Raw genomic sequence first — 12,098 nt, 5'->3', positions numbered from 1 at the left:
TTCACCGCCGGGGCGGGATCAGAACTGGAGCGCCCAGCTGTTGATCCGGCCCGTGTCGGCGCTGGCGTTGTCGCTGACCCGGAGCTTCCAGGTGCCGTTGGCGACGACGGAGGAGGCGTTGACGGTGTACGTGGTGACCACGTTGTCGCTGCTGCCGCCGGAGCCGTACGCCTTCAGGTTGAAGACCGTGCCGTTCGGGGCGACCAGGTCGATCTTCAGGTCACCGATGTAGGTGTGGGAGATGTTGACCGGGACGCTCAGCGCGGCGGGGGCGTTGCCGGTGATGCCGGAGACGGTGATCGGGGACTCGACGGTGGCGTTGTCGTTGATCGCGTACCCGGTGGTGTTCTCGAACTTCTTGCCCGGCGGGTTGGTGCTGCCCGCGCCGACGTACAGCAGGCGGTTCGGCGAACCGGTGCCGGGGTTGGTGACCACGTTCGGGGTGGCGGCCGCGACGAGCCCGGCGGACACCTGGGCGGGGGTCGAGCCCGGGTTGTCGGCGAGGTAGATCGCGGCGGCGCCGGCCACGTGCGGGCTGGCCATCGACGTACCGGAGATGTTGTTCGTCGCGGTGTCGCTCGTGTTCCACGCCGAGGTGATCGAGGAACCGGGCGCGAAGATGTCCACGACCGCGCCGTAGTTGGAGAAGCTGGAGCGGGCGTCGGTGTTGGTCGTCGAGCCCACCGTGATGGCCTCGGCGACGCGCGCCGGGGACTTGGTGTTGGCGTTGGTCGACTCGTTGCCCGCCGCGACGGCGTAGGTGATGCCGGCGGCGATGGACCGCTGCACGGCCGCGTCGAGGACCGCGTCCGCGCCGCCGCCGAGGCTCATGTTGGCGACGGCGGGCTTGACGGCGTTGGCCGTCACCCAGTCGATGCCCGCGACGACCTGGGCGGTGGTGCCGGAGCCCTGGTTGTTGAGCACCCGGACGCCGACGATCTTCGCCTTCTTGGCGACGCCGTAGGCGGTGCCCCCGACGGTGCCCGCCACGTGCGTGCCGTGGCCGTGGCCGTCCTGCGCGACGTTGTCGTTGTCGATGGCGTCGTAGCCGTTGAAGGCCCGGCCGCCGAAGTCGCTGTGGCTGATGCGCACCCCGGTGTCGATGACGTACGCGGTGACGCCCTCGCCGGCCTTGTCGGGGTAGGTGTAGCGCTGGTCCAGCGGGAGGCCCCGCTGGTCGATCCGGTCGAGCCCCCAGGACGGCGGGTTGGTCTGGGTGGCGGAGACCGTGAAGGTGCGGTTCTGCGAGACGGACGCGACGGCCGGGTCGGCGGCGAACTTCTTCGCCTCCGCCTCCGATGCCTCGACCGCGTAGCCGTTGAGGGCCGCGCGGTAGGTGCGCTCGATGCTCGCGCCGTACTTCTTCGCGAGGGCCCTGCCCCGGGCGGAGTCCGACTTGGCGGCCGAGTCCTTCAGCGTCACGATGTAGCTGTCGCTGATGGTGCCCGGTGCGTCCGCGTTCAGGATCACGCCTTCGGGGGCACGCTCGGCCGCGGTCGCCGGAAGGGCGGCGGTGGCGAGGGCGACGGCGGCTGCGGTGGCTATGACGGTCGCCGCGGCGAGTCTTCGACGGGCCTGGGGAGTGTGACGCGTCACTGACATCTGAGGGGTCCTCCTCATCGGCGGTGCTCTGGTGGGGGGTTGTGCGGTGGTGCCGGGGCCGCAGGAGCAAGTCGCTTCATGGGCATGACAAAGCGCGCGTCGGAGCACTGGTGTTCCGCGTCGTCCGGCGAGCGGCCCGCCCTGCTGCCGTCGAAAGATTGACCGATCCATGGCCAACCCACAAGGGTGCCTTCGGACTCTCCATACGCACGCCATTCATCTGCCATACGCCTGACATGCTGGCGGACATGACGAGCTATCACTGTCCGGTGGACGGGACGCGGTCCGTGATCACGGCTCTGACCTGGTGCTGCCCGGTCTGCCGGGGCCCCTGGGACCTCGACTTCACCCCCGCGCGGGGCGTCGGGGTGAACGCGCTTTCCGGGCGAAGCGATTCCTTGTGGCGTTACAAGGAATTCCTCCCGCTCGACACCCCGGCGATCTCCCTGGGCGAGGGCCGCACCCCGCTCGTCCCCCTCACGGACACCGTCTCGGCCAAGCTCGACTTCCTCATGCCGACGCTCTCCTTCAAGGACCGCGGCGCGGTGATGCTCGTGGAGCTGGCGCGGCGGCTGGGCCCGGACCGGGTCGTGGCGGACAGCTCCGGCAACGCGGGCACGTCCGTCGCCGCGTACTGCGCGCGGACCGGGCTCCCGTGCACGGTGTACGTCCCCGAGGGCACGCCGGCCGGGAAGACCGGGCAGATCCGGGCGCACGGCGCGCGGCTGGTCCCGGTGCCCGGCGGCCGGGAGGCGACCGCGCGGGCCGCCCGCGCGGCGGCGGACGAGCCGGGGGCCTTCTACGCCTCGCACGTCTTCAACCCGTACTTCCTGCACGGCACGAAGACGTACGTGTACGAGCTCTGGGAGGACCTCGGCGGCCGGCTCCCGGACGCGCTGGCGGTCCCGGTCGGCAACGGCACGCTGCTGCTGGGCGCGGCCCTCGCCGTCACCGAGTTGCACGCCCTGGGCCTGATCACGGCCCGCCCCCGGCTGATCGCGGTCCAGGCGCGGGCGGTCGCCCCGCTGGCGACCGCCTTCCGGGCGGGCGCGGACGACCTGCTTCCGGACGACGCGGAGGCCGGGGGCGGCCGGCGGCCCGCCTCCCTCCTCGCGGAGGGCATCGCGATCCCCCGGCCGCCCCGCGCCCGCCAGATCCTGGCGGCGGTACGGGAGTCGGGTGGCACGTTCCTGACCGTCCCGGAGGACGCCGTCCGCGACGCACAGCGGGACCTGGCGGCGCGCGGCCTCTACGTCGAGTCGACGGGGGTGGCCTGCTGGGCGGCGGTACGGAACGGGGGCGACGCGGTCGGCGGCGAAGTGGTGGTACCGCTGTGCGGGGCGGGGCTGAAGACGGGGATGGCCGCCGGGTAGGGGCGGTCCGCGCGGCGGCGAAGGGCGGCTCCGAGCGAGGGAGCCGCCCCGTCCCGGGGCGGCGCGGCATCCACGGTGGCGCGATTCCACTGCTCCGCCCAGCTGCTGCGAAGGGGGCTCGGTCGCGGGAACGGCGCCACGCCGCTGTGCCGGTAAAGCCTCCACGGTGGCGCGATTCCGCTGCTCCACGCCGCCACCGCGAGAGGCGCCCGACGGCGGGAACGGCTCCACGCCGCCGCTGCGCGAGGGGCCGGTGGCCGGAACGGCTCCACCCCGCCGCTGCGGCACAGGGCGACCCGGTGGCGTGATCTGCTCCATCCGGCGGGCAGGCGGATGCCCGGTGCGGGGTCGGTGCCGGGAGGCCCTGCGCGCCGTGACGGCCGACCGCACGGGCCCTCCCTACCGTCGTCCCGTGAGCCTCCCGCGCATCTCCGCCCTCGCCCTCGCCCCCCTGGTCGCCGCAGCCCTGATCGCGCCGCCGCCACCCGCCGCACGGGCCACCGCTTCCCCGCACCCACCACCCCCCGGCGACCGCCCTCCCGCCTGCGCGGACGCCTCCGATCCGGCGTGGGCGCGGGCGTCCTCCCGCTTCGGGGAGGCCGGGGGCTACGACCCGTACGTCGGGAACGGCTATCTCGGCCACCGGGTCCCCGCCACCGGCGCGGGCTACGCGGCCACCGGCGAGAAGACCGGCTGGCCGCTCTACACCCCCCGCTACGACGGCGCGTTCGTCTCCGGGCTCTACGCCCGCGACCAGGCCGTCTCCGAAGGCCGCGAGGTCATCGCCGCGCTGCCGAGCTGGACCACGTTGGACGTGGGCGTGGGCGGGGAGACCCTCGGCGCCGGCACCCCGGCGGGCCGGATCTCGCACTACCGGCAGACGGTCTTCCTCTCCTGCGGTCTGGTGCGCACCTCCCTGCGGTGGACGACGGCGGACGGCCGGGCCACCGACCTGGTGTACGACGTGCTGGCCGACCGCTCCGACATCCACACCGGTGCCGTACGCCTGCGGATGACCCCGCGCTGGAGCGGCACCGCGACCGTCACCGGGCGGCTCGACGGGCGGGGAGCACGCCGGATCACGCTGCGCGGGGACGGCACGTTCCGCACCCTCGGCACGGGGATCGAGGGGGCCGTCGCCCAGACGATGCGGAGCGGTTCGGGCGTGGTCGAGACCCTGCGGAACGGTGCGTCCGCGCACACCACCCCGGTCCGCGCGGGCCGGACGTACACCTTCGAGAAGTACGTCGGCGTCGACACCGCCCTCACCTCCCGCTCCCCGGCCGAGGACGCCCACGAGGCGGCGCACCGGGCGGCGCGGCGCGGCTGGGACCGGGTCTTCGCGGCGAACGAGGCGGCCTGGCGCGAAGCCTGGTCCGCCGATGTGCTGGTCCCCGGCGACCGCGCGTTGCAGGGATGGCTGCGCTCCGCCCGGTACGGGCTGCTGGCGAACACCCGGCGCGGCTCCGCCGACAGCATCGCCCCGACCGGGCTGACCAGCGACAACTACGCGGGGATGGTCTTCTGGGACGCGGAGACGTGGATGTTCCCGGGGCTGCTCGCCACCCGCCCGGAACTGGCGCGTTCGGTCGTCGAGTACCGCTACCGCACCCGGCACGCGGCCCGCGCGAACGCCGAGAAGCTGGGGCACGACGGGCTGTTCTACCCGTGGACCAGCGCGAGCCGGGGCCGTCTCGACTCCGAGTGCCAGAGCTGGGACCCGCCGCACTGCCTGACGCAGAACCACCTCCAGGGAGACGTGTCGCTCGCGGTCTGGCAGTACTACCTGGCCACCGGCGACCGGGGCTGGCTGGCGGCGAGGGGCTGGCCGCTGCTGAAGGGCGTCGCGGACTTCTGGCGCTCCCGCGCCACGGCGAACGCGGACGGCAGCTACTCCGTCAGGAACGTGGCCGGGCCCGACGAGTACAGCAACGGTGTGGACGACGCCGTCTTCACCAACGCGGTCGCCGCCACCGCCCTGCGCCACGCGACCCGCGCGGCCCGCCTCCTCGGCCACCGCCCGCCCGCCGCCTGGAACCGGGTCGCGGACGGGCTCCGCATCCCGTACGACGCGAAGCGGAAGGTCTTCCTCCAGTACGCCGGGTACAACGGCTCCACGATCAAGCAGGCGGACACGGTCCTGCTGGCCTATCCCCTGGAGTGGCCGATGGAGCCGGGCGCGGCGGCGGCCACCCTGGACTACTACGCGGCCCGCACCGACCCGGACGGCCCGGCGATGACGGACTCGGTGCACGCGATCGTCGCGGCGGAGACGGGGGAGCCGGGCTGCTCGGCGTACACGTATCTCCAGCGCGCGGTACGCCCCTTCCTGCGGGGCCCGTACGACCTGTTCTCCGAGGCGCGCGGCGAGAAGGCGGGGGCGCAGGACCCGCTGTCGGGCTTCCCGGCGGAGGACTTCCTGACCGGGAAGGGCGGCTTCCTCCAGGTGTTCACGCACGGGCTGACGGGGCTGAGGCTGCGCGAGGACGGCGTCCGCCTGGCCCCGGTGCTGCCGCCCCAGCTGCGCGAGGGTGTGACGCTGAGGGGCCTGCGGTTCCGGGACGCCACGTACGACGTCGGGATCGGGCCCCGGACGACCGAGGTCCGCCTGGTCTCGGGCACCCCGTTCACGGTCCACACGGCCGAGGGCCCGCGCCGGCTGACCACCACGCTGACCCTGCCGACCCGCCGCCCCGACCTGACCCCGACGGCCGACGCGGCGCGGTGCCGCCCGGTGACGGCGACCTCCGAGGCGCCGGGGCTCTACGCGGAAGCGGCGGTGGACGGCAGCCCGGCGACGTCCTGGTCCCCGGACGGCACGGGGGGTTCCCTGACCGTGGACGTGGGCCCGCGCCCGGTGCGGATCATGGCGGTGACCCCGCGCTGGAGCGACGTACCGCCGGCGTCCTCCACGGTGGAGACGTCCGTCGACGGCCGCTTCTGGCGCCCCTTCCTGGCGGGCGACACGGCCAGGAAGGTCCGGGTGACGGTCCGCTCGGAGGACCCGGAGAAGCCGGCGGGACTGGCGGAACTGCGGGTGGAGGCGGACGCCCGGTAGCGGTCCGGGGAGACGGACGGGCGGGCGTGCGGCGGTCCGGGGAGAAGCGGGCGGACGGGCCGCGGTCCGGGGAGACGAGCGGGCGGGCGGCGGGCTCAGCTCTTGCTGGAGCCCTGACCGTGTCCTCAGTCCTCGGGGCAGCGCGGCACCCGGTCACCGCTGTGGGCGCGGGCGTACTCCGGGCCGGTCTGCTCGTACCAGACGTCCTGCGGCCCGGAACCCGAGGACGCGCAGGCGAGGGCGGGGAAGTAGACCTTCCGGTACGCGGACGGGTCGGACAGCCTCGCGGTCAGCTCGAAGGGCTTGCCGCCGGGCCCGCTGATCGTCGTCTCCGCCGTGCTGCCGCCGACCTCGTAGTGCACGCGGTACCGCCAGCGGCAGTAGCCGGTCTCGGAGGTCGCGTGGACGATGAACGCCTCGGTCTCGTTCTGGTTCAGCGTGATGTGCTTGGCCTCGGGACCGGTGAAGAACGGCCTGGCTTCCTTGCCGCTCTTGCCGTAGGTCTCCAGCCGAGGGCGCGGGGCGTCCACCTCCAGTTCCAGGGGGATGACGTCCATGACGCCCTGGGAGGGGAAGTGCGCGAGGCTGCCGCCGAGCGGTTTCCCGCACTTCCCTCCCTCCACCACGGGCACGATGTCGGTGATGCGGACCTGCTGGGAGGCCCTGCCCTGCACGGTGATCATCCAGTGCGCGTCCCCGGCGTCGACGACCTTGCGGCCCTCGCGCCAGGGCCCGCCGGAGGCGATGTCGGCGCGGAGCTTCCCGTCCTCGGCGCCCCCGCCGTCGCGCACCACGTAGTACCCGATGTCCTTGACGTCCTTGACCTCGACGACGTCGATGGCGTTCTGCGGGGAGAGCCGGTCCGGCACCCGGTCCAGCGGCAGGATCGCCTTCACCGACGCGGTCAGGACGTCCTGGAACGTCACCGTCACCACGGCCAGCAGGATGCCCAGCAGCCAGGTGGCCGGGCTCGTCACGAACCACAGCCGGCCTCTGGCCTCCGTCTCCTCCTCCGCCTCCGGGCGCGGCGGGCGCTGCCCGCTCCCCCGGCGTACGCTCGCGCGGGTCAGCGCGTCCGTCCTGCGGACCCCTGCCCCCCGCCGGTTATTCGCCATGGGCCGACTGCTCCTCGCACTCACGGACCGGCTGCTTCCCGACCCCACGGTCCGGCTGTTCCCCGACCTCTCGGTCCGGCTGTTCCTCGTCCCCACCGGCCTGCGGGACCACGGGGGTCGCGCGCCGCATCATCACCAGAACCACCGCCAGGCACGCGAGCCCGGTCGCCCACCCCCAGGCCGCACCGAACCGGACCGCGTCGCCGAGCGCCACGCCCAGGTGGTCGGTGGCCGCCGGACCGCTCTCCCTGCGCGGGGCGAACCATCGCAGCAGCCGGCCCTCCACGAACGCGGCGACGGCGGCGGCCAGGAGGGTCGCGTACCACCCCTTCATGACGATCCCGAGGTACGCGGCCGGGCCGCCGGAGGCGGGGGCACGCCCGGCCTCCGCCGGGGCGCGCCGCAGGAGCCCGGCCGAACGCGTGGCGACCGCGCGCAGCGCGAGCGCCAGGGCCCCGAGAAAGACGAGGCAGACCACCAGCGTGACGGACCAGCCGACGTCCAACTCGGTCCTGAGCGGGCGGAGGCGCAACGCCGGGTAGAGCACGCCGCTCCATTCCTCGACAAGCTGCGGCGGAGTGTAGGAATCCCACAGGTCCGGGTCGAAGGTGACCGAGGCGTCCGGGGAGCCGGGCGCGCCCTGCGAAAGATGCCGCACCCGGATGTGGCGGAGGACCGGTCCCCCGGCCACGGCCAGCAGGACGGCCGGAATCAGCCCGGCGCACACGATGTGCCGCCGCTCCCTGGCGGAGACGGCCCGTGGGCCGGGCCGCTCGGGGCTGCCGGGGCGTACAGGGCGGTCGGGGTCTGCGTGGTCGTCGGGGTCTGCGGGGCTGTCGGGGTCGGCGAGGTTCACCGGGCGCGCAGGGCCCGTGGAACCCACGGGTCCCACGGGTCCCACGGGTTCCACGGAATTCGCGAGACCCGTGGGACCCGTGGGACTCACGGGACCTGTAGGACGCTCAGGACTCGCGGCGTCCTCCACGGCGTCTTCCGCGTTCCGGAGGTAGGTCCGTACGGGCTGCCAGTTCCGGTACCGCCACAGCAGGAGCCAGGGGACGAGCGGCCACCACAGGGTGAGCAGCGCGAACTGGGCCGCCGCCGCGGGCACCTCGCCGAGCTGGGCCCGCAGGACCCACTCACCGTACGCGGGCAGGAGGGAGGAGTCCGGGTCCAGAGCCGGAGCGACCAGCAGGGCCGTCCCCGCGGCGAGCAGCGAGGCTCCGGCGAGAGCGAGGACGGACCTGAACCTCGGCCTGATGCCCGCGCTTCCGCGGAGTACGCCGTAGGTGAGCAGACCGCTGACCACCAGAAAGACGACCTGCGGCAACCACCCCGCGGCGTGCGCCGTGTCGCGTACCGCGAACCCTTCGAGCGAGAGGCCGAGCAGCCGGACCTCGCCCACGGTCATGCCGGGCGGGAGGACGTCGGAGACCCGTTCCTTCAGCGGTTCGAGCGCCCAGAGGAGGAACGCCTGGTTCCCCACCCCATAGGCGGTCAGCGCCATCGACAGGCGACGGTTCACCGTTGCATTCCCCCGAGTCGCCCGCACTCTCATATGAACTGCGGCGGCAAGTCTGCCGTACGGGCGCGGCGGCACCAAGGGCTTTACGTAACGGAGCCGTCACCAAGGGCTTCACGCGCCGAAGCCCGCCCTGCCGCCCTCCCGGTCAGCGCTCAGAACTCAGCACTCAGCGGTCGTCGGCTTCGGCTCCGGTGGCGGTGCCGGTCCCACGTCTCGGCAGCCGGGTCTCCCCGGCGGCGTCCGCCTCCGCCCTCGCGTCGCTCACCGCGACGGCGGCCTGCTTGGCCGCCTCGTCGGCGGCGGCGACGGCGTCCAGGGCGAGCGTGGAGTTCGGCTCGATCTCCGGAGCCCCGACGTGGTCCTTACCGGTGCCGTCGGAGGCGTCGCCGCCGGCCGCGCCCTCGCGCCGCGCGCCCGGCGGCGGTCCCGTACCGGTCGCCTGATCGCCGAACGCACTGGTCACCGTACGGATCGCCTCGGTCAGCTCGCCGGGGATCACCCAGAAGGTGTTGTTGTCGCTCTGGGCAAGGTGCGGAAGGGTCTCCAGGTACTTGTAGGCGAGGACCTTCGCGTCGGCGTTGTTGCGGTGGACGGCCTGGAAGACGAGCTCCACGGCCTTCGACTCGCCGTCGGCGCGCAGGATGGTGGCCTGCTGGGTGCCCTGGGCCTCCAGGATGTCCTTCTGTTTGGTGCCTTCGGCGGTGAGGATCTTGGCCTGTCGCTCACCTTCGGCGTGCAGGATGGCGGCGCGCTTGTCGCGCTCGGCGCGCATCTGCTTCTCCATCGCCTCCTTGATGGTGTTCGGCGGGTCGATGGCCTTGATCTCGACGCGGTTGACGCGGATGCCCCACTTGCCGGTGGCGTCGTCGAGGACGGCGCGCAGCCGGGCGTTGATCTCCTCGCGGCTGGTGAGCGTGCCCTCCAGGTCCATGCTGCCGATGACGTTGCGGAGAGTGGTCACGGTGAGCTGGTCGATGGCCTGCAGATAGTCGGCGACCTCGTAGGCGGCCGCCCGTGGGTCGGTGATCTGGTAGTAGAGGACGGTGTCGATGTTGACCACGAGATTGTCCTCGGTGATCACCGGCTTGGGGTCGGAGGAGTACACCTGCTCGCGCACGTCGAGCTTGGTGTTGATCCGGTCCGCCACCGGCAGGACGAAGTTCAGGCCGGGTTGCAGCGTCCGGCGGTAGCGGCCGAACCGTTCGACGTTGTAACGGCGCGCCTGCGGGACGATGCGTACGGTGGCGGCCACGAGAAAGACGGCGACGAGCGCCGCCACGAGTATCGGAATGACGACCGGATCCATACGTCACGTCCTCCTTCGCCACGAGCGCTCCGTGTCCCAGGCGCTCGGGCGGTCAGGGATCAGGGATCAGGGATCAGGGATCAGGGATCAGGGATCAGGGATCAGGGATCAGGGATCAGGGATCAGGGATCAGGGATCAATCAAGGGTCAGGGGAAAAGCTCGCGGGGGTACACCACGGCTGTCGCGCCGTCGATCTCCATGACGTCCACCAGGGCGCCCACGGGAATCACCTGAGCTTCGTCGAAGGCGCGGGCGGACCATTCCTCACCGGAGAGCTTGATCAGCCCATGTGTCGCGGTGACCTCCTGCACGACTTCGGCCCGCTTGCCGATCAGCGCGTCGCTGCCCTCGACGGTCAGCGGCGCCTGGGCGATCTGCCGCAGGGCGACGGGCCGTACGAGGGCGAGCCCCGCCACCGCCGCCAACCCGAGCGCGATGAGCTGCCCGAGCAGTCCGACGCCCACACCGGCCACGACGGCGGCCACCAGCGCCGCGCCGGCCAGCAGCCCGAAGACCAGGGTGAGCGTGAAGAACTCCGCGACTCCGAGCGCCGCCGCGGCCAGCAACCAGGCGAACCACGGCATCGAATCAGCCTCCCCAAGGGGATCTCTCCCGACTCCTACCCGCCGACCCCCGCCCGGAACCACCCATTCCGTCCGATTAACTGCCGAATGACCGTAGCCCCTGCCTCCGTACAGAGACAGGCAGACCCGGCCGTTCTGTGATCAAGTGGGTCTTCGAGCCTCTCTTGCCACGATCGACAGGATTCGGTCCTGTCAGCTCCCCGCGGGCACCGAGCTCGTCCCGCACCAGGGGGTGGAGCTTCGCCCACACCCGTGGCGCAGTCCACTCGGAGGAGCGGCGGTGGACTGTCTGTCGTGAGGCGTCGAAAACCGGCGGCATCTGCCGCCGGGTGCACCCTGGCGTGACGGCGGAGATGATCGCGGCGAGAACCGTTCGATCGTCGCACGTCCGACGGCCCCCGCCTTGCGGTCTCGTGGGGATCTGCGGCCGCACGGCCCGGAACGCATTCCCGGAACCTCTGGCACCAGCCCCTCAACGAAGGCCATCGAGTACGGCCCCCTCCATCGGTGCCGGAGCCACCGATCCGTCCGCGGCCTTCCGAGGGGCCCCGAATCGCGCCAGGTAGTGCCACACCTTCTTGACCGCCTGGGGGTCATGGAGGCCGGCACGTGCGGAGTCTCCGATGATCCGAGGGTCGAGCATGCCGTCGACCGCGATCCGCGTGCCCAGGTCGACGTACTCCTGGCCGCGGTAGTCAGGGTGACGTCGGAGTTCTTCGACGCAGAGTCGGAAGCCGGGGTGCCACTCCACCGGGCAGCCAAGCCGCAGAGCCGCCTCCCCGACTGCCGTGTCCTGGTAGCAGGGGTCCAGCACCAGCGCCTCCACATCGCATCGCAGCTGGACCGACCCGTGCACCTGCGCCTCGATGTAGTCGTCGAGCTCGTCCTGCTGATCGGCGCAGGCAAGCTCGATGAGCCCCATCCGGGCCGCGACACCGAAATCCGATGGTTCAAGGAAGCTGTCCGGGTAACAGAACGTGCTCCGCGTCAGCGTCTCGGCCGTCAGCCGGAAATAAGCCGAGCCGAACCGCGGCGCCCCGCCGACCGGCTTGCGGCGGAAGTTCAACGCCCCGTAGACGGGCCGCTCATGAGCGGTCGCTTCGTCGTACGCACCGCCGAAGATCCGGCTCTCCCAGCGCCACCGGTCGCCACCCGGATGGGCGGTCAGGCCGCCGTTGCTGGTCCCCGTGACGAACTGCGAGTGGTAGACGCCGCCCTCGGCCATAGCCTCCAGGATCGGCGTGCCGTGCAGCAGACGGTCCGGGTGGAAGTTGAGGGTCACCCGCAACGCCGGGTCCATCGGCGGGCCCGACGCCCGTTCCGCGACATGCCGAAGTGCCCGTTCCCGCGCTGTCCGGGAGGCTGCAGAGCTCATCGGCGCAGTGTTCCCCATCCTGAGCACCCGGTGCACGCGGATTGTCCGCCGCCGTCCCGTTCCCACGTGATGGGAGCAGGGATCGATCACCGATCGAGACGCTCTCCGAGGCCACCCCGGCGCAACAATTGACCCACTATTTCACTGCGGGAATGCACC

8 protein-coding genes and 1 pseudogene are annotated in these 12,098 nt (G+C 72.4%); 2 read left to right on the top strand and 7 right to left on the bottom strand.

Annotated elements, in window-relative coordinates:
* Positions 1-18: 18 nt before the first annotated feature.
* Positions 19-1,602 carry a S8 family peptidase gene (locus QFZ71_RS20240; protein ID WP_307669596.1) on the bottom strand — a complete coding sequence of 528 codons (1,584 nt, stop codon included), beginning with the start codon at positions 1,600-1,602 and terminating at the stop codon, positions 19-21.
* A gap of 248 nt (positions 1,603-1,850) precedes the next feature.
* On the opposite strand from QFZ71_RS20240, the gene QFZ71_RS20235 reads away from it, so the two are divergent.
* Both QFZ71_RS20235 and QFZ71_RS20230 read left to right on the top strand, forming a co-directional pair.
* Positions 1,851-2,975: a threonine synthase gene (locus tag QFZ71_RS20235; protein WP_307669595.1), complete on the top strand. Its 1,125-nt coding sequence runs from the start codon at positions 1,851-1,853 to the stop codon at positions 2,973-2,975.
* 412 nt (positions 2,976-3,387) lie between these two features.
* Positions 3,388-6,033, top strand: a complete 2,646-nt coding sequence (locus QFZ71_RS20230) for a glycosyl hydrolase family 65 protein (RefSeq protein WP_307669594.1) — start codon at positions 3,388-3,390, stop codon at positions 6,031-6,033.
* A gap of 125 nt (positions 6,034-6,158) precedes the next feature.
* Here QFZ71_RS20230 and QFZ71_RS20225 read toward each other — a convergent pair whose 3' ends face one another.
* From QFZ71_RS20225 to QFZ71_RS20200, 6 genes and pseudogenes are all read right to left on the bottom strand, one after another.
* Positions 6,159-7,148, bottom strand: coding sequence for a hypothetical protein (locus QFZ71_RS20225; RefSeq protein ID WP_307669593.1), 990 nt, complete (start codon positions 7,146-7,148; stop codon positions 6,159-6,161).
* On the bottom strand, positions 7,138-8,673 hold the full coding sequence (locus QFZ71_RS20220) for a hypothetical protein (protein WP_307669592.1): 1,536 nt from the start codon (positions 8,671-8,673) through the stop codon (positions 7,138-7,140). Before QFZ71_RS20220 ends, QFZ71_RS20225 begins: the two co-directional genes overlap by 11 nt.
* Positions 8,674-8,839: 166 nt before the next feature.
* Entirely contained in the window at positions 8,840-9,979 is a 1,140-nt protein-coding gene (locus QFZ71_RS20215) for an SPFH domain-containing protein (RefSeq protein ID WP_307669591.1), read from the bottom strand.
* 147 nt (positions 9,980-10,126) lie between these two features.
* Positions 10,127-10,564: an NfeD family protein gene (locus QFZ71_RS20210; protein ID WP_307669590.1), complete on the bottom strand. Its 438-nt coding sequence runs from the start codon at positions 10,562-10,564 to the stop codon at positions 10,127-10,129.
* A 109-nt stretch (positions 10,565-10,673) separates the two neighbouring features.
* Positions 10,674-10,997, bottom strand: a pseudogene (locus QFZ71_RS20205) (transposase); the annotation flags it as partial.
* A 39-nt stretch (positions 10,998-11,036) separates the two neighbouring features.
* Positions 11,037-11,939 (bottom strand): DUF3626 domain-containing protein, encoded by a 903-nt coding sequence (locus QFZ71_RS20200; RefSeq protein WP_307669589.1) that lies wholly within the window; start codon positions 11,937-11,939, stop codon positions 11,037-11,039.
* Positions 11,940-12,098: the final 159 nt, after the last annotated feature.

The organism is Streptomyces sp. V2I9, from assembly GCF_030817475.1.
In the GTDB taxonomy this organism is placed as follows: Bacteria; Actinomycetota; Actinomycetes; order Streptomycetales; family Streptomycetaceae; genus Streptomyces.
This window is presented reverse-complemented; position numbering and strand designations above follow the sequence as displayed.

What these genes read in the sequence shown, in the direction of transcription:
- QFZ71_RS20225 (WP_307669593.1), bottom strand. Translation starts at nt 7,148, where the DNA reads ATGGCGAATAACCGGCGGGGGGCAGGGGTCCGCAGGACGGACGCGCTG.
- QFZ71_RS20210 (WP_307669590.1), bottom strand. Translation starts at nt 10,564, where the DNA reads ATGCCGTGGTTCGCCTGGTTGCTGGCCGCGGCGGCGCTCGGAGTCGCG.
- QFZ71_RS20200 (WP_307669589.1), bottom strand. Translation starts at nt 11,939, where the DNA reads ATGAGCTCTGCAGCCTCCCGGACAGCGCGGGAACGGGCACTTCGGCAT.
- QFZ71_RS20215 (WP_307669591.1), bottom strand. Translation starts at nt 9,979, where the DNA reads ATGGATCCGGTCGTCATTCCGATACTCGTGGCGGCGCTCGTCGCCGTC.
- QFZ71_RS20240 (WP_307669596.1), bottom strand. Translation starts at nt 1,602, where the DNA reads ATGTCAGTGACGCGTCACACTCCCCAGGCCCGTCGAAGACTCGCCGCG.
- QFZ71_RS20235 (WP_307669595.1), top strand. Translation starts at nt 1,851, where the DNA reads ATGACGAGCTATCACTGTCCGGTGGACGGGACGCGGTCCGTGATCACG.